At 70.2% G+C, this 17,085-nt stretch carries 15 protein-coding genes and 1 pseudogene; 10 read left to right on the forward strand and 6 right to left on the reverse strand.

The features are described from left to right. Positions 1-415: 415 nt before the first annotated feature. Positions 416-1,384: an ankyrin repeat domain-containing protein gene (locus ACBJ32_RS48100; protein ID WP_375132596.1), complete on the forward strand. Its 969-nt coding sequence runs from the start codon at positions 416-418 to the stop codon at positions 1,382-1,384. A 503-nt stretch (positions 1,385-1,887) separates the two neighbouring features. Here ACBJ32_RS48100 and ACBJ32_RS48105 read toward each other — a convergent pair. Beyond that, positions 1,888-2,277: a hypothetical protein gene (locus ACBJ32_RS48105; RefSeq protein ID WP_375132597.1), complete on the reverse strand. Its 390-nt coding sequence runs from the start codon at positions 2,275-2,277 to the stop codon at positions 1,888-1,890. Between the two features lie 607 nt (positions 2,278-2,884). On the opposite strand from ACBJ32_RS48105, the gene ACBJ32_RS48110 reads away from it, so the two are divergent. From ACBJ32_RS48110 to ACBJ32_RS48120, 3 genes are all read left to right on the forward strand, one after another. Then, on the forward strand, positions 2,885-3,502 hold the full coding sequence (locus ACBJ32_RS48110; RefSeq protein ID WP_375132598.1) for a dihydrofolate reductase family protein: 618 nt from the start codon (positions 2,885-2,887) through the stop codon (positions 3,500-3,502). Positions 3,503-3,713: 211 nt separating this feature from the next. Then, the gene (locus tag ACBJ32_RS48115; RefSeq protein WP_375132599.1) at positions 3,714-4,535 is read left to right on the forward strand and encodes an alpha/beta fold hydrolase; all 822 of its coding nucleotides are present in this window, start codon (positions 3,714-3,716) and stop codon (positions 4,533-4,535) included. 286 nt (positions 4,536-4,821) lie between these two features. After that, the gene (locus ACBJ32_RS48120) at positions 4,822-5,151 is read left to right on the forward strand and encodes a helix-turn-helix domain-containing protein (protein WP_375132600.1); all 330 of its coding nucleotides are present in this window, start codon (positions 4,822-4,824) and stop codon (positions 5,149-5,151) included. Between the two features lie 370 nt (positions 5,152-5,521). Here the strand turns inward: ACBJ32_RS48120 and ACBJ32_RS48125 are convergent, their stop codons facing one another. Then, complete coding sequence (locus ACBJ32_RS48125; protein ID WP_375132601.1) at positions 5,522-6,382, reverse strand: MBL fold metallo-hydrolase; 861 nt, start codon at positions 6,380-6,382, stop codon at positions 5,522-5,524. 93 nt (positions 6,383-6,475) lie between these two features. On the opposite strand from ACBJ32_RS48125, the gene ACBJ32_RS48130 reads away from it, so the two are divergent. Genes ACBJ32_RS48130 through ACBJ32_RS48140 form a run of 3 tightly spaced genes read left to right on the forward strand, consistent with a single transcriptional unit; the run spans position 6,476 to position 8,658 of the window. Beyond that, positions 6,476-6,679 (forward strand): hypothetical protein, encoded by a 204-nt coding sequence (locus tag ACBJ32_RS48130; RefSeq protein WP_043621569.1) that lies wholly within the window; start codon positions 6,476-6,478, stop codon positions 6,677-6,679. Next, entirely contained in the window at positions 6,666-8,057 is a 1,392-nt protein-coding gene (locus ACBJ32_RS48135; RefSeq protein WP_375132602.1) for an amidase, read from the forward strand. The genes ACBJ32_RS48130 and ACBJ32_RS48135 overlap by 14 nt, the downstream gene beginning before the upstream one ends. A 40-nt stretch (positions 8,058-8,097) precedes the next feature. After that, the gene (locus ACBJ32_RS48140; protein WP_375132603.1) at positions 8,098-8,658 is read left to right on the forward strand and encodes a TetR/AcrR family transcriptional regulator; all 561 of its coding nucleotides are present in this window, start codon (positions 8,098-8,100) and stop codon (positions 8,656-8,658) included. A gap of 215 nt (positions 8,659-8,873) precedes the next feature. Here the strand turns inward: ACBJ32_RS48140 and ACBJ32_RS48145 are convergent. From ACBJ32_RS48145 to ACBJ32_RS48155, 3 genes and pseudogenes are all read right to left on the reverse strand, one after another. Beyond that, a pseudogene (locus ACBJ32_RS48145) lies at positions 8,874-9,348 on the reverse strand (transposase family protein); the annotation flags it as partial. Between the two features lie 231 nt (positions 9,349-9,579). Next, positions 9,580-10,200 (reverse strand): TetR/AcrR family transcriptional regulator C-terminal ligand-binding domain-containing protein, encoded by a 621-nt coding sequence (locus ACBJ32_RS48150; protein ID WP_375132604.1) that lies wholly within the window; start codon positions 10,198-10,200, stop codon positions 9,580-9,582. A 96-nt stretch (positions 10,201-10,296) separates the two neighbouring features. Continuing rightward, on the reverse strand, positions 10,297-11,775 hold the full coding sequence (locus ACBJ32_RS48155) for a hypothetical protein (protein WP_375132605.1): 1,479 nt from the start codon (positions 11,773-11,775) through the stop codon (positions 10,297-10,299). 305 nt (positions 11,776-12,080) lie between these two features. Here ACBJ32_RS48155 and ACBJ32_RS48160 point away from each other — a divergent pair, with 305 nt between their 5' ends. Together ACBJ32_RS48160 and ACBJ32_RS48165 are read left to right on the forward strand one after the other, a co-directional pair. Further along, entirely contained in the window at positions 12,081-13,169 is a 1,089-nt protein-coding gene (locus ACBJ32_RS48160) for a DUF418 domain-containing protein (protein WP_375132606.1), read from the forward strand. A gap of 560 nt (positions 13,170-13,729) precedes the next feature. After that, positions 13,730-14,623, forward strand: a complete 894-nt coding sequence (locus tag ACBJ32_RS48165) for a LysR family transcriptional regulator (protein ID WP_375132607.1) — start codon at positions 13,730-13,732, stop codon at positions 14,621-14,623. A gap of 353 nt (positions 14,624-14,976) precedes the next feature. On the opposite strand, the gene ACBJ32_RS48170 is transcribed toward ACBJ32_RS48165, so the two are convergent. Next, positions 14,977-15,750: a hypothetical protein gene (locus ACBJ32_RS48170; RefSeq protein ID WP_375132608.1), complete on the reverse strand. Its 774-nt coding sequence runs from the start codon at positions 15,748-15,750 to the stop codon at positions 14,977-14,979. A gap of 420 nt (positions 15,751-16,170) precedes the next feature. Between ACBJ32_RS48170 and ACBJ32_RS48175 the strand changes: the two genes are divergently transcribed. Beyond that, entirely contained in the window at positions 16,171-17,076 is a 906-nt protein-coding gene (locus ACBJ32_RS48175) for an NADP-dependent oxidoreductase (protein WP_375132609.1), read from the forward strand. Positions 17,077-17,085 lie beyond the last annotated feature (9 nt).

The following is a 17,085-nucleotide window of genomic DNA, read 5'->3' on the forward strand; positions in this document are numbered from 1 at the left end:
TGCACTCCGGTGTCGCCGCGCAGCGCCGCGTCGCCGGGCAGTTCCTGCTGCCGCCCGAGCAGGCCCGCCTGCGAGTAGGAGCGGTACGGCGAACCGGGCCTGCTCGGGGGCCAACCGCTCCCCCGCCGTGCCTCAACGCCGCCGCCGGCGGGGCACGTCGGGCGAAAGGGTTCCGTACGGGCCCGGGGGTGGATCGGGGCAGGTCTGCGTGGTGCCGGGCTGGTCTGCCACAGCCGCCTCCGGACGATGCCGTCGTCCCCCGCTCGCTCGGAACGTACGGAAGGATCCGGCAAGGGTCATGACGGGAAGCTGGTCCTTGCCACGTTCGAGGTCCACTGACTCGATCAGCGGCCAAGGATGTCGGTGCCGTACGCCATGATCGGCCTCCATAGATCTCGTACCCCCAAGGAGTGTCATGGTCGGCAACGACGGAAGCGGATGGTCCGGCATCGGCTGGGACGACTGGAAGAAGCTCGACCTGATCCGCGCCCGGCTCGACGCGGGCGCCGACCCCAACACAGGCGTGTACTTCCACGTACGGCCGCTGCACGCTGCCGCCGAATGCGGTTCGCCCGAAGTGGTCGCCGAATTGGCCCAGCGCGTCGACGACGTCGATGCCGAACGGGAGGGCCGTACCGCCCTCTGGGGTGCCGTCTTCCACAACCGTCCCGACAACGTCCGCTCCTTGGTCGCCGCCGGAGCGGATCCGTGGCGGCCGATGATGAACGGATGGTCCCCAGGACGGCTCAGCCTGGCCACCCCCATCCCTGACCTGCTGCCTGTTCCTGACGGCGAAGCCGGACTGTCCGCCGCGGAGAGCGCCACCGTAGCCGAGGCCAGGCGTTTGATCACCGCGTTGGGCCAGGAAGCGGACGACGGCTTCAGCGTCGCGTGTGTGGCCGGCGTCACCGCGGCCGAGGCGGCACGGCGACTGGAGGCCGTACCGGCCGATGACGACGACGTGGCAGAGCTCATGGACGATCCCTTCTCCGACCTCGACAACGCCCTGGCCATCATCGGCCTCACGGACGTGCCCGGCGGATGCGTCGTCTTCCAGCCGTGGGGCTACAACGCGGACACGCCCGGCCTCATCAAGCGCTTGTCGGTCGACACCGTCTGCTACGGGATGTTCGCCAACCCCAAGAGCGGCAACCAGGGAGCCGTCGCCCGCGACGGCGTCATCGAGGAATGGGACACCCACCCCGGCGGGGGCAGCGTCTCCGCCGCCGCATCCACGCAGGAGATCCTCACTACCTACCTCTACCATGGCCACGCCGTGGCCTACTGCTTCGCTGGCGCGGGCCTGCGGCCGACCGACGCCCGATCGCTCACGGATCAACCTGACGTGTGGCTCAGGCTGCCCGAGCGGGACTGGTGGAGCTGATCCGGGGCAGACGGAGCGGAGCTTGCTGGTAACGGTGAGGGCGTCAGTGACGTCCTCGGCGGTGACGGATACGTAGTGCTGAGCGCGTCTCCAGGCGTTTCAGATGTCACACCTTCCGCAGCGGCCGCTCAGGGTCCCGCGGCGGAAGTCGGCGAGCGCCATCGAGTCGTTGTGCAGGCCGACCAGCTCGCCAAGCTCAGCACTCGCTCGCGCCGCCTGGAAAGATGCTGCGCGAGCACGCGGCAAGGGTAGGTCGCCATGGCAGGGTAAGGGCCTGCAGCCCGAGCCCGTGACTGCCCAGGCGGTGTCCGGTAGTCCGTGACGGCCGGGCGCGCGCTCCAAGGCGGGTAGCCGGCCAGCGCGGGTCAGGAGTAGGCGAGCCACAGATCGGTCTCGGACGTGGCGATCGTGTCGACGGCGTTGCCCCAGAGATCGACCAAGACGGCCGAGAACCGACGGCCCTCGGCGTCCTTCTCCCAGGTCAGCAGCGCGTGATCGCCGTATCAGCCCATCACGCGCACGATCTTGCGCTCGCATCTGGCCAGCAGCCGCCCCGACGAGGTCTCGTGCACGCACAGGGCGGGCCGTCCCGCGCAGTCGGCGAGGAACCTGCGGCCCGACGGGGAGATCCACTGGTCGGCCATGGGCGCCCCTACCTTCGGCAGCCGCCCCACCTGGTGGCCTCGGCCGTCGAAGCTGCGCAGTTCGGCCGTCTCCCAGACGCCGTCGCCGTCGGTGTCGAGCGCGACCGCCGCTGCCATGGTTTCGCCGTCGGCGTTCCAGTGCAGCCGGCTGACCAGGCCCTCGTCCCGCAACGGGACGAAACGCGAACTCCGCGAGCCGGACCTGATCACCAGCGCGCCAGCGACCTGGAACTCGCCGTCCGCGAACACCCGGCCCGTGGAGAGCAGCGCGTCACCCGTCCGCGTCCAGACGGGTCTGTCGAGGCGCCCGTCCTTGACCGGGCCGGGGACCTCGAAGACGGCTCCCCGGCCGCCTCCCGGACGGCAGCACGCGTACGCACGGTCCGCTGTTCTTGTCCGAACGCCGCCCGGTCCCCGCCCGCCGCCCGGCGGCCGCTTGCATCTGCCCGCACACCGGCCGAGCCCGGCTCGGCTACGACCGCGCCCGCGTCCTGCTGGACAAGTACGCCGGGCTCGACCTGCGCCAGCTTCGCCACTCCGCTGCAGCTCATCATGGGCAAGACCCGGCACAAGAACCCGCGCACCGCCATGCGCTACGTCAGACCCGGTGCTGAAGCCATCGCCAAGGTCACCGAGGTGCTCGCGCCCCGCCGCCGTACTCACTGACTGCGCACGTCAGCACCCAAATGGCGGCTGATGACATCCGCGTTGACGGCACCCCAAGGAGCTTGAGGTGGACCAGATCGAGCATTCATCAAGAATATGAATGCTAGAGCCGCCAGTTTGGCATTAGACGTCATGCCTCGTCTGCCTCCATGCTGATACCAGACAGATCGTCACGAGAAGGACTGGGGCAATGACCACAGGTACGGGCAAGGTGACCTGCGATCTCACGATCACGCTCGACGGGTACGCGGCCGGGCACAACCAGAGCGAACAGCGCCCGTTCGGCGACGACGGCGGCGACGGCTGGGGCGACAGGCTGCACGCCTGGTACGTCGAGGGTCCGGAAAAGCACCCCGAGATCTCCCGGATGATGACAGCCAAGGCATTCATCATGGGCCGCAACATGTTCGGTCCGGTGCGTGGCGAGTGGGACCGGGAGTGGAACGGCTGGTGGGGCGACAACCCGCCGTACCACGGCTCGGTCTTCGTGCTCACCCACCACCCGCGTGATCCGCAGCCGATGGACGGCGGGACCACGTTCTACTTCGTCACCGACGGCATCGAGGCCGCGATGAAGCGCGCACGCGAGGCAGCCGGCGACGGCGACATCTCCGTCCACGGCGGCGCGACCACCGTCAACCAGTACCTCGCCGCCGGCCTGATCAACGAGATGCGACTGCACATCGTGCCGTTCACCCTCGGCGCCGGCACGCGACTGTTCGACGGCGTCCCGCCGCTGAACCTCGAGCAGGTGTACTCGCGATCGTCGGACTCGGCTCAGCACGTGACCTACCGCGTCCTGCCCTGACCCGTACCGACACCACCGCCGGCCAGGTCGGCCCCCCGTGGACCGCTTGGACTGGCCGAAGTAGTGCAGGTTGGGCCGCCCGTACAGAGCACGGACCGACACCACGAAGCAGGGCCTTGGTACAGCCGTCATGGTGATGGCCGCCCGGGTTTCGAGTCCGCGGGAACATTTGTCCAAGACTGGCTGCCGGCCGCCCGTGCACAGTCTCCCCATGAGTGAATACGACATTGAGCACTCGCACGGGATGCACGTGGTCCATGACGGCCCGCGGCAGGCGCCGCCGTTGCTGCTCATCCACGGGTCGGGGGCCTCGGGCGGTTTCTGGGGTCCGGTGGTCCCGGCGCTGGCCGGCCACCATCACGTCGTCCGGGTCGACCTGCCGGGTTGCGGCCAGTCCCCGCCTGCGCCGTCGTATGACGTGCCCGCGCAGGCGGGTCAGGTGGCGGCGCTGCTGGACGACCATGGGCTTCGTCACGTCGCCGTGGCCGGGCACTCCAGCGGCGGCTACGTCGCCACCGCGCTCGCCGAGCAACGTCCCGACCTCGTCGGTTCGCTTTCGTTGATCAGCACCGGCCCGAGCCCGGATGCGCTCCTCCGGCAGCCGTTCATTCTTCGGGTGCTGCTGGCCCCGCCGTTGGGCCCGCTCATCTGGCCGAGGCGTTCGGATGCGATGATCCGCAAGGGGATCAGCGCGACGGCGGTCCGCCCGGTGGTCCTCCCGGACGACGTGGTCGCCGACGTACGGGGCATCACCTACCGCGCGATGCGGACGGTGCTGCGCCAGAACACCGCCTACATCGCCGCGCGGAGCGTGCCCGAGCGTCTGGCCGCCCTCGGGGTCCCCGTACAGGTGATCTTCGGTGCTGCGGATCCCCGCTGGGAGCCGTCCTCGGCGCACCGGTACGACGCGGTGCCGGACGCCCGGGTCGAGTTGCTGCCAGGCGTCGGGCACCTGCCCATGCTGGAAGCGCCCGAGACGGTCGGCAAACTGCTGCTGAGCTTCACGGCAACGGGGGCCGTCGACCACCCGTAATGCCTGATGCCTGGACTGGCCATCTGTTGCCGACCGGGACGTCACCTGACCGGGCATGGGTGGACATCTCCATGGTCGCGTACCCGTCCGTCACCCTGTTCGTCGATCTGAGCGAGGGAGCCGGCGTCGTCTACGAAACCCATGGTCGGCACGAGCACGGCAGTGTCGTCGTCGGGCTTCTGCCCGGCGACCTCCGGGCGACTGGCCGGGGAGTCGGCGAGCTGGCTGGAGCCTCGGCCCCGAGGTCGCCTACGCCTGGCGGCGGACGCTCACCAGCCGGGGGCAGGTGCGGGTCGACGGCCTGGCAGACGAGGTCGGCTGGAGCCGCAAGCGCCTGTGGTCCCGTTTTGGGTCCCAGCTCGGCATGACACCCAGACGCGCCGCCCGGTTGGTGCGCTTCGACCATGCCTCCCACCTGCTCGCGGCGGGTCACGCCGCCGCCCGCGTTGCCGTCGAGAGCGGCTACGTCGACCAATCCCACCTGCACCGGGAGGTTGCGACGTTCGCCGGGCTCACGCCCACGGCCCTGGCCGCTGCGCCGTGGCTCGCGGTCGACGACGTCGCGTGGCGCGGAAGGTTCGCTGGTCGTGGCCACATCTCGAGAACTTCCGGCTGAGCCAGCGCGATCGTGAGGTGCCAAGCCGTGGCCAGGCCGATATCGACGCCTGGCGCGCCAACGGACGGAACAAACCGTAGCGAGACGAGCACGCACGCAACAGACGAAGAAGATCACAGCCGAGCCGGAGAACACCGGGTCGGGACTGCGTGCCTGCCAGATCACGCCGGCGCCCACGGCGTACGCGGCGCGATCCCGCCAGAGCTCCCTGCCCGACCGGTCCAGCACATAGAACGCCCGTGCCCGGTTGTCAGCCACCACGACGCCCTCCGCGGACACCGCCACGATCTCCGTGATCTGCGCCCCCTGGGACTGCCCCCGCGAACGGCGGCGCACCGCCACGACCGTAACCCTCGCGGCGCCGCGAGGGTTACGGCGCGGTTGCGGGTCGGACCGCCAGGGCGAACCCGTCACCGTCCCGCTCCACCATGCCGCCGGTGGGCGGGGCGAAGTGGCTGCCCAGCAGCAGGGTGCCGGTGCCGGCCAGCGACGAGAGCAGCCGCCGCCGGGTCGCGACCGCCTGGCGGGGATCGACGTCCACGCAGCTCGTGATGTCCGGGTGGCGGAGTTGTACGGGATGGTGGACGCAGTCGCCCGTGATCAGGGCCGTGCCCGCCTGGACGGCGACGTGGCCGGGGGTGTGGCCGGGTGTGGGGACGAGCCGCACACCGGGGGCCGTCTCGACGCCGCCGGCGGGCACGTCCACGAGGTCGAGCAGGCCGGCGTCCCGGACGGGGTGGACCGAGTCGCGGAACATCGCCCGCCTGGGCTCGTCCATGTCCGCCGACGCCCAGTGGTCCCACTCGGTGCGCGAGGTCACGTACCGGGCGTTGGGGAAGGTGGGGGTGCCGTCGGGGAGGGTGTTCCAGCCGACGTGGTCGGTGTGCAGGTGCGTGAGGATCACCAGGTCGATGTCCTCGGGGGTGTAACCGGCGGCGGCGAGGCGGCTCAGGTACGGGGTGTCCAGGTTGTCCCAGGCGGGGTTGGCGCGGCGCTTGCCGTTGCCGATGCCGGTGTCCACCAGGACCCGCAGGCCGGCGGTGGTGAAGACGAAGCTGTGGCTGGACAGGCGCAGCCCGCCGGCGTCGTCGGCGAAGGCGGGGCGCAACCCCGGGGTGGCGGCCACCACGTCAGGAGTGGCCTCAGGCAGCAGCCAGGGGCCGGTCTGCGGGGGCAGCTCGATCTCGTCCACGCGGTGGATGGTCAGCTCGCCCGCCGTCCAGGAGGTCATCGGAGTTTCCCTTCTAAAGCTAAAAGTTTGCGTTAGCGCACACTACCTCCCTATAGTCCATTAACGCGAAATCTTAGCTTTAGGAGTCCGCTGATGACCGACCGACTCACCGCCCAGGAGGCCGCCCGCTGGGCGGACCGCGCCGGGCTGCCGCTGGAGGAGGAGCGCCACGCCGTCGTGGCCGCCACCGCCGACCACATCGCCGCCGTCGTGAGCACGCTGCGCGAGCTGGAGCTCGGCGAGACCGCTCCTGGCGCGTGGCCCGCGGGATGGGAGGCCGCCGATGTCACCCTTTGAGCTGACCCTCGCCGAAGCGGCTGCCGCCATCGGCCGCCGCGAGCTGTCCCCGGTGGAGCTGACCGGCTCCGTGCTGGCCCGGATGGAGGCCGTCGAAGGGCCGCTCCAGGCGTACGCGGCCGTGCTCGCCGAGTCCGCCCGCGCCTCCGCCGCCGAGGCCGAGCGCGAGATCGCCGCCGGCCGGTACCGAGGGCCGCTGCACGGCATCCCGTTCGGGCTGAAGGACCTCATCGACGTGGCCGGCCTGCCGACCGGGGCCGGCTCCCGGGCCAGGGACGGCCACCTCGCCACCGCCGACAGCGGCGTGGCGGCCCGGCTGGCGCGGGCCGGGGCGATCCTGGTGGGCAAGACGCACACGCACGAGTTCGCGTACGGGCTGACGACGCCCCAGACGCGCAACGCCTGGGACGGCGGCCGGATCGCGGGCGGGTCGAGCGGCGGCTCGGCGGTGGCCGTGGCGGCCGGGACCGCGCTGTTCGCGCTGGGCACGGACACGGGAGGCTCCATCCGCGTGCCCGCCGCGCTCAACGGGGTCGTGGGGCTCAAGCCGACGTACGGGCTGGTCTCGCGGCACGGCGTGGTGCCCCTCTCGTGGTCGCTCGACCACGTCGGGCCGATCACCAGGACCGTGGCGGACGCCGCGCTCGTGCTGCCCGCGCTGGCCGGGCACGACCCCAGGGACCCGGCGAGCCGGCCCGCCGCCGCGTTCCGGCCGGCGCCGGGCGGGGACCTGCGGGGTCTGCGCGTGGGGGTGCCGGTCAACCACTACTTCGAGCACGTCGCCCCCGCCGTCGAAGGCGCCGTACGGGCGGCCGTCGGCCGGCTGGCGGATCTCGGGGCCGAGCCGGTCGAGGTGGAGATCCCCTACGCGCGCTATGTCCAGGCCACCCAATGGGGGCTGATGGTGCCCGAGGCCACGGCCTACCATGAGCCGACCCTGCGCACGACGCCCGACCGGTACGCCCCCGACGTGCGCGTGCTCCTGGAAGCCGGCGCGCTGATCCCGGCCGCCGACCACGTGCGGGCCCGGCGGGCGCGCACGCTCATGCGGCAGGCGTGGGCGAGCCTGTTCGAGCGGGTGGACCTGATCGCGGCGCCCGCGGTCCCGATGACCGCCGTCCCGGCCGGGCAGGAGAGCGTGGCCTGGCCCGACGGGACCGTGGAGGCCGTCTCCGACGCCTACGTACGCCTCAGCGCGCCCGCGAACATCACCGGCGTGCCCGCGCTGACCCTCCCCGTCGGCCATGACGAGTCCGGCCTGCCCATCGGCATGCAGCTCATCGGCCGGGCGCTGGCCGAGGCCACGGTGCTGCGGGCCGGGTCGGCGTACGAGTCGGCGTACGGGCGGGCCGGCCTGCCGGCGCCGGCCGCGGCTTGACGCGACTCACCGGCATCGGGACTCATCTAGCATCACTGGCATGAGTCGTAAGACCATGGCCCGCCCGGGAGGACGCAGCGCGCGGGTGCAGGAGGCGGTGCACGCCGCGGTGCGGGAGCTGGAGGCCGAGCAGGGCCGGGCGGCGCTGACCATCCCGGCCATCGCGGCCAGGGCCGGGGTCACGCCCTCGACCGTCTATCGCCGCTGGGGGGATCTGCAGGAGCTGCTGTCGGACGTGGCGGTCGAGCGCCTGCGCCCCGAGGCGCCGCCGGCCGACCACGGCGCCCTGGAAGCCGACCTCACGGCCTGGGCGGAGCACTTCCTCGACGAGATGTCCTCGCCGCCGGGCCGCGCCTACATCCGGGACGCGCTGCTCGGCGATCCGGACGGCACGAACGCGGGGCAGTGCTCCGCCTACGCCGCCGGCCAGGTCGAGATCATCCTCGACCGGGCGCGGCGGCGCGCGGAGCCCGCCCCGGAGGTGGAGACGGTGCTGGACCGCGTGGTAGCGCCGATCATGTACCGGATCCTGTTCCGCCCGGAGGGGCTGCACCCCGGCTACCCCGGCGAGCTGGTGCGCACGGCCCTGGCCACCCGCTGACGCCCGGCGGCGCCCGGCGGCGCCCGCCGCGCGGCTCAGCGGGAGAGCACGGCCACCACGCTCGTGTACGTGCTCACCGGCGCGACCACCACCCACATCGTCACCCACGACGCCTGGTTCGAAAGCGTCGCCGCTCCCGTCCACCTGGTCATCATGGGGATTCTCGCGCCAGCCAACTGGCCCGCCGACTGGCGGGACGTCCTGCGGCCCCCCGCTGCCTTGGAAGGGCTGCAGCGTGGCTTCCGGGGGATCTTCCAGCTCTTCAGTTGGGCGTTCGCGCGCTCACCGGGGCCGCGGAGTCGGGCGTGGGAGCGGTTGGCCTGCTTCTGGGAGGCGGGTTTGTTCTTGCCTTTGTACGGGGTGCGGACCGGGCCTTCGGCTCCCTGGTAGGCCTTGCCGTCCAGGGTGATGATCCCGGCCTGCTCGAAATGCGCGCAGGATGCCCCAGATGCGGGCGGCGCTCAGGTCATGGGTCTTGCCCGGCAGTGCCCCCGAGGTCCACAGGATCGTTCCGTCTGGTGCGGCGATGACCTGGATGTTCATGCCGTGCACGCGATGCTTGCCGGAGAAGTACGGCCGGTCGGCGGCGATCCGGTCGATGGGGATCAGGGTGCCGTCCAGCACCAGGTAGTGCAGGCCGTCGCGCTTGGCTCTGCGCAGTGCCTGGCCGAGCTTGGGCGAGCGCCGCGATGGACCATAGGCGCCGCGACTACCTGTTCAGCTGTCGGCTTCCTTGAGGATCGGCCCGGACGCGGGCATCGGCCGACGCGGTCCGCCGCGCGGTTTCGGGACCGTGAATTGGGGGCGCGGTCCCGCCGCTGGGGTCACCGCTTATCAGCGAGGCGGCCATCCGCAGCAGGTCCGGCCGGCAAGGCGCGCCGCTGGAGCGCGGATGCGCGACGGTGAAGCCGAGACCGAAGGTCAACCGCTCTCTGCGTCGGCCTTCGCGTGGTGAGCGGCGAGGCCCACGGCCGGAAGGATGGCCTGGTCGACGATGTCGGCCAGGTCCGCGTCGCTGGGAGGCGTGCCGTCCAGCAGGCGCTTGGTGACCAGTGCCTCGCCGATGTCGGCGACCACGGGGGTGAGCAACGCGGCGGGGAAGTGTCCGCGATGGGCGTAGTGGTGCAGCACCGTGCTGGTGAACGTGCCTCCCCGCCGGGAGAAGACGTTCTCGAAGAGCGCTTCGGAGACCTGCCCGGCCCCCAGGGGATCGGTGAGGATGGCCGCGACCGCTCGGCCTGCCGGGCTGAGCATCCAGGCGCGCATGAGCTGGAGCGATCGGATCAGGTCGCCGCGCAGGTCGTCGGCTCCTGGGGTGGGTTCCTCGACCGGATGCGCGTGGTAGAGCGCGTCCAGTAGCACCTCGATCGGGTCTGACCAGCGACGGTACAGCGTGGTACGGGCGGTTGCCGCCCGCCTGCCGATGCCTTCCATGGTCAGCCGGCCGACGCCGACCTCGAGTACCTCTTCCAGCACTGCGGCGTGGATGGCGTTGGCCACTTCTTCGGCACTGCGCCGCGTCCGGCCGCTGTGATCTCCCAATCGGCGCCCCTTGATCGACCCCAGGGCCCATCTTACTTGTGGAGGAGGCGGGCGCACCGCGACCGGGCCGGGGTCACCCGGCCGCGGTGGAAGCGGTCAGAACGAGATGACGGCCGTGGCGAAAGCGTCCATGACGACAGGTTCACCGGGTCGCGCCGGCGAGCTCACCGGTTCTCCTGGCCCGCTGCTGACGCCCGTCTGCTCCACCTGGCCGAGATGCGCCTCATCGGCGGTGATCGCGATGGTGATGGGGTCGGCCGTCTTGTTCACGAGCAGGAGTTTGCGATCACCGTCCGCCGTGACGAAACCCTGAGCATGGATGCGGCTGTCGGGATAGCCGAACATCTGGGTAGCCGTGGTGACGAGCGAGTCGCCGGGCGCGAAGTGGCGCAGCAGCAGCTGGAGAGCCCGGTACCGGGCGTTGGGCGCGCCGCTTTCCCAGTCGACGAGCGTCGTGCCGGGAATCATGCCCGGATAGTCCATGAACTCCGCGATGCCGACGAGATCCACTCCGAGTTCGACGAGCCGAGCCCACAGGTAGGACTGCATCGACGCGCTGAGCGCCCAGTACTCCTCCGGGATCGTGGGGGCCGGGTTCATCAGGTCCGGCGGGTATGACCCCAGTTCGTTGATGAAGGTCCGGGTCCCGGGTGCGAGCCGGCGGCGGATGGCGTCGATGTGGCGTACCTGGTCGAGGAACGCCTCGGCCTGGGCGAAGAAGAGCCCGCGCCAGTGCTCGAAGGGTGCGTTGCCGTGTTCGGAGATCGGGTTCACGATCTCAGGGGAGGCGTAGAAGTGGTAGGAGAACGCGTCCAGGGGGATGCCGTCGGCGTGGTTGGCCGCGTTCAGGAAGTGCCAGAAGTATTCCGGCTCGCGGGCGACCGGGCTCAGGGACAACCCGATGAACTTCATCTCCGGGTCGAGAGGACGCAGCCGCTCCACGATGGCGTCGTAGAGCCGCGTGTACAGCTCGGGCGGGATGCGGTGCCCCATGTCGGGCTCGCACAGCACCTCCCAGTACGCGAAGCGGTAGCGGTGGCCCGATTCGTGCCACCGGCCGAGTTCGTCGGTGAAACCGCCCGCGATGTACCAGCTCGCGATCCGGTAGAAGTAGTCGGCGACCTCCCGCAACGTGGGGTCGCGCAGTTCGGTGCCCTGCTCGTAGTCCCAGTGGGTCTCATGGGGATCCTCCGCGACCGGTACCGGCTCGGGAGTGACGAACATCCAGGCGGGGATCGTGGCGAAGTTCGCCACGACCGGCCGGCCCTGGGCCGCGTCCATGAAGTCCTCCACGAACGGGTCGAGCAGCTGGAAGTTCCACGACGTCTCATCGGCGGTGGGCGGAGTCAGGGCGGGCACCGCCAACCGGGGGTGGGAGTACCAGGGCAGGAAGCGCGCGAGGTCGGCGTTGAGATCGCGGAGCGCGTCGAACGCCTTGTCATGGATCTGCGAACCACGGCGCAACGGCGGGGCGGTCCACATGTGCGTGGTCAACGTCGTATGGGACACACCGGTCCTGGCGTTCCAGTCAAGGCGCACCTCGGTGGGCGGTGGCTCCGGAAGTTCGATGGTCATGGGTCTCTCCTTGTGTTCGCTGCGCGGCGGGGCGTACCTCCTGGCCCACTCACGCAAGCTACGCTACTGTAGCTATACGCTCGTAGCTACACATTCGTAGCTAAATCTGGTTTCCAGCGGACTCCTCCGGTCGGACCCGCACGACCGGAGCAACCAGACACCCCCTCTGCGGATTACGCCTGAGCAGCCAAGGAGGGTCTCTTTGATGTGAGAGGTCAACCATGTCCATCGCTCCACCGGCCCCCGTTCACAAGGCCACTCCCCTCACCCGGCGGGCGCTCGCCCCCGACCTCGCGCGTGGGCTGATGCTGCTGCTCATCGCGTTGGCGCATGCGCACATGTACCTGTCCGGCCACGAGGCGGGCTTCCGCGGCTATGCCTTGGACGGCACCGCTGTCGACAAGCTGGTCGCCGGGGCGCAGATTCTCCTCGTGGACGGGCGAGCGCTGCCCATGTTCGCAGCCCTGTTCGGCTACGGCCTGGTCCAGCTCACCAACCGGCAACTCGCCACAGGCAGAAGCTGGCCGCAGGTGCGCACCGTACTGCGTCGCCGGAGTCTGTGGCTGCTGGCATTCGGGTTCTGCCACGCGCTGCTGCTGTTCTTCGGTGACATCCTCGGGGCATATGGGCTGGTCGGGCTCGTGCTCGTCGGCTTCATCCGGCGCGAAGACCGGGCCGTGCTACGGGCCGCGGCGGTTGGATCGGCGCTGCATGTCGTGGTGCTGTTCGGTTTCGGGCTGCTCACCATCTCCGCACCCAAGGGCGACACGCCCGCCGCCATGGCGGATCCGATCGAGGCGATCGTGATGCGGCTCATCGGATGGTCCGGAATGACGCCCACCTACTTCGCCGCCAGCGTGGTGCCGGCCTTCCTGTTCGGAGTCTGGGCGGCCCGGCGCCGCGTACTGGAGGACCCGCTGTCGAACCGGGACCTGCCCTCCCGCGTCGCCGTCGTGGGTACGATGCTGGCCGTCGTCGGCGCGGTTCCGCTGATGCTGATCGACACACGGATCTGGACGCCGTCGGATCTGGTGTCCGTATCCGCGTACGCGCTGCACAGCGTGACCGGCATCGCCGGCGGCCTCGCGTACGCGGCGATCATCGGACTCATCGTCGGCCGGGAGCGGCGCGGCTATCCCGGCCCGCTCGTCAGGGCCCTCGCGGCCTGCGGCCAGTGGTCGCTGACCTGCTACCTGCTCCAGTCGGTGATCTTCGTCGCGGTGTTCGCCCCCTACGCGGGAGGGCTCGGCACGCGCGTCGGCGACGCCGCGGCGTCCGGCATCGCCGTGGTGACCTGGCTGGCCACCGTGGCGCTCGCCGCGCTGCTGGCTTCGGGCGGGCGAAGGGGACCGGCCGAGGCCGCACTGCGACAGCTGACGTACAGGCGAAACTGACCCACGCGAAGGATCCGCGAGCGTTCCTGGACAGGAAATGAGGCCTGTACCGCTTCAAAGTCGCTGCACAGGGCTTCACCTGCGGATCGACCTGCGACGGTGGGATGGGCACGACCGGTGCTTGTGCCTCTTCCATCTCCTGTACTTGATCGCGCTCCGGGTGTTCGGCTGGTCAGGCCAGGTACGCCGCGAGCCAGGCGCCGCCGCCTGGCCCACCAGCGCTGAACGTATCCGAACCGGACCAGCCCGCCCGCGGACGAGAGAAAATCCGGGACCTGGTGGTGCGCCTGGCCGGGGAAACCCCGGCATGTGGATAACGCCGGGCGCATGGTGGACTTGTCCGACTCGCTGCCAGGTCAACAGCTACGGCCCGGGGCTGAGGAACACCGGAACCGGATCGTGCGCAAAGTGTTTGTCCTGGTGATTCCTGGTTTGACCGGTCAGTGATCGTGGCCAGAACCACGAACGGTTCGTGCGATCCAAGGATCAAGCACGGTAAGCACCCGGAACAACGAACCTCGAAAGATCATCTCCAGTGGGAGTAAACGGAGCAGCCAGGCATGGAACTACGTGACATCGAGATCTTCCTGACCCTGGCCGAGGAACTGCACTTCGGCCGCACCGCCACCCGGCTGTGCCTGTCACCCGCCCGCGTCACCCAGGCGATCCAGAAGCAGGAACGGCAGATCGGCGCCCCGCTGTTCGAGCGCACCAACCGCAGCGTACGGCTGACGCCGGTCGGACAGCAGCTCCGCGACGACCTGCGGCCTCTCTACGCCGGGCTCAAGGACAGCATGGAGCGCGCCCGGCTCGCCGGCCAGGGCATCACCGCCACCCTGCGCATCGGCATGCTCCCCGCCAACGCCTACGACCTGCGCCCCTACTGGGACGTCTTCCGCCTCCGCCACCCGCAGTGGAAGCTGCGCGTCCAAAAATCCCAGTTCAGCGACGCCTTCACCACGCTGCGCCGCGGAGACATCGACATCCTGATCGCCTGGCTGCCCATCGACGAACCCGACCTCACCGTGGGACCAGTCCTGTTCGCCGAACCCCGGGTACTGGCCATCGCCACCGACCACGAGCTCACCCAGCGCACGTCGATCTCCCTGGAGATCGCCGCCGACTTCCAGCACCCACACTCCGACACCCAGCCCGACTACTGGTACGACGCCTACATCCCACGCGCAACCCGCCGCGGCCGCACCATCGAGCGCGGCGCCCTGGTGCAAAACACCGAAGAGGCCATCACCCTCGCCGGCATGGCCGAGATCGTCGTACTCTTCCCCGCCCACATGACCCGCTACTGGATACGACCGGACATCACCTACCTACCGGTCACCGACATGGGGCCCCTGCCGTACGCGATGGTGTGGCGCAGCGACACGGACAACGAGCCCATCCGCGCCCTGGCCGAGGTCGTCCACGACCTCGGCCCCCTCACGCTGCAAAGCTGATCGCCCGACAACACGGTGAACCCGAAACGCCTCGCCGCACCGGACGTCATCAGACTCAGCGCCGCCTTGAAGAGTTGCAGCCCATTGCAGCAGATCGACGGCAGAGGGGGCCGGCGAGGCGGGCGCCCCCTGGGCTACTTCCTCGTGGGCACAGTACGCCGCCTGCGAGTTCGGCATCAGCCGGGCACAGGCCTACCGGCTGATCGACATCGCCGCCACCGCCGGGAAGCTGCTGGAGGTGGCCACCACCATGGCCGGCACGTCTCCTGCGGCCGACACCCTGGGCCTGTCCAGACGAGCGTTGCGCGATGTCCGCGGCCGGCTGGACCAGGTCGCGGCGGTGCTGGCACGCCTCATCGGCCAGGCCCGCGCTGCCGGCGAGCTGACGGGGGACGACGTCGCCGAGCTCCTCCGCCGGGCCGTGGCCGAGGTGCGTGCCATGCCTCCGGATCCGCCACCGCTGTTACCGGCGGCGCCGGGTGAGTCCGCCTCCGTTCATGAAGGGTGGAGGATGGTCGAGGAGCTGTATGCGGGTGCGGCCGAGCGTAGATGAACCGGGCGAGCGGGTCGCCGAGCGCCCACATGGCGTTCAGCCGGGTCACGGTGCGCCGGTAGGCGTCCTCTTCGAGGCGGGTGAGCACCACGTCGTCGGTGGGGCCGGCGGCGGCCAGGCGCTCGCGGAGCATGACGGTGTCGCCGGTGTCGGCCAGGTCCAGCAGCCCGGCCAGCTGGGCGGCGCGCTTGACCAGTTCGCCGGCGGGCAGGTCGGCGCGGCCGTCCTCCAGGCCGTCGCGTACGGCCTGGCTCGCGTGCGGGTCGCCGAGCACCCGGGCGGCCGCGGCAAGAATGTCGACGTCGGCCTGGTCGACCTCGGCGATGCGCAGCGGCGCGAACTCGTAGCGGCCGTTGCCGGCCAGCAGGCGGCCGGTGGCGCCGGCCTTGATGGCGAGGTCGCCCTGCGTGGGCGCGATCGCCTCCCCCAGCCGCCGCAGGGCCTCCAGCGCGGCGCGGCCGGCCTCGCGCTCAGGGGCTTCTTCAGAGCCAGGAGGACCGAGGAGCGTTGGCCAGCGAAGACCTGGCGCTCGCTCGGGGAAGCCCCTCGACCCCTGTGGGCCAGTTGGCGGCACGTGAGAAGTCAACGCCGCCGCCGGAGAACTTCGGGCGGGTGAACGAGACCGTGCCGCCGGAGAATAGTGCGCCACCGAACCAGACCGTGCCGCCGGAGAACCCCGCGTCATGGAACTGCGGTAAGAAGGCCGATTCGAGCGCCGCCCAGCGACGGACCGGCCGAGATGCCGAGCCAGCGCATCGACTCCAGGGCGGCGGCGCGGAAGACAACCATCGGTCGGGTCACCCGGGCCACGCGGGACATGGTTGGGTCTGCCGTTGCACCACTCGACCTGGCCGGACGGCGAGGTCGGGGCGGGGGTGGCATGCTGAGGCCTATTCCCTAACGATCTTCAGGGAGTGCGAAAGCCCACCTCTGAGGAGCGCGTTAAGAGTCTCTCCTATTGTTAGATGCCGATCGAACTCTTAGGGAGTTGAACATGCGTGCTGTGCGGATCGACCGCTTTGGCGACCCTGACGTCCTAACCATTGCTGAGGTGCCAGCACCTGGCCTGTTGGAGGGCGAGGTGCTGGTACGCGTCGTTGCCTCTGCCATCAATCCCGTTGATGACAAGACCCGTCAGGGGGCCATCGGGGAGGGAACGCCACCACTGCCGATGACCTTGGGCTGGGAACTGGCGGGCATCGTCGTCGACAACCCGACCAGTGGACTGCCCGTGGGTGAACGGGTCTTCGGGATGTCTCACCAGCTTGGAACCGGACGAGGAACCTGGGCCGATCTCGTGGCCATGCCCGCCGGCTCGCTTGCCGCCGCCCCCTCGAGGATCAGTCTGGTGGAGGCGGCGACACTGCCGTTGCCTGGGCTCACCGCCTCGCAGACGCTGGACTGGCTGAACATCCGCGCAGGAGAACGCCTTTTGGTGGCAGGAGCGGTCGGCGCGGTAGGAGGCCTTGCCGTACAACTGGCCCGAGCGCGCGGCGCCCGGGTAGACGCGCTGGTTTCCAGACCAGCCCAGATCGAGGTAGCCAAGGAGTTGGGGGCCGAATGGGCCACCACGGAGCGCGCCACGCTCCCCGTAGCCGCCTATGACGCCGTCTTCGACACCTTCGGCGCCTTTGTCACCGAAGCCGTGGCCGATGAAGGCCGCTACGCCTCCATCGCCACGCAAGCCGGACCCGTGCCGGATCTGTCCCACCGAGCGGTCCGCACCACGGTCAACCAGGTGCGCGAGGACGGCGCAGGGCTCGCCGAACTGGCCAAGATTGTAGATGCGGGCCAGGTCAAGGTACGAGTTGACTCCGAATACAGCCTGGAAAACGTGCAAGAAGCGCACGAGCACTTCCTACGGGGCCAGATGACAGGAAAGATCGCCCTCATTCTCTGAAAGCCAGCC

It is taken from the genome of Nonomuraea sp. GTA35, from assembly GCF_041950525.1.
Lineage (GTDB): Bacteria > Actinomycetota > Actinomycetes > Streptosporangiales > Streptosporangiaceae > Nonomuraea.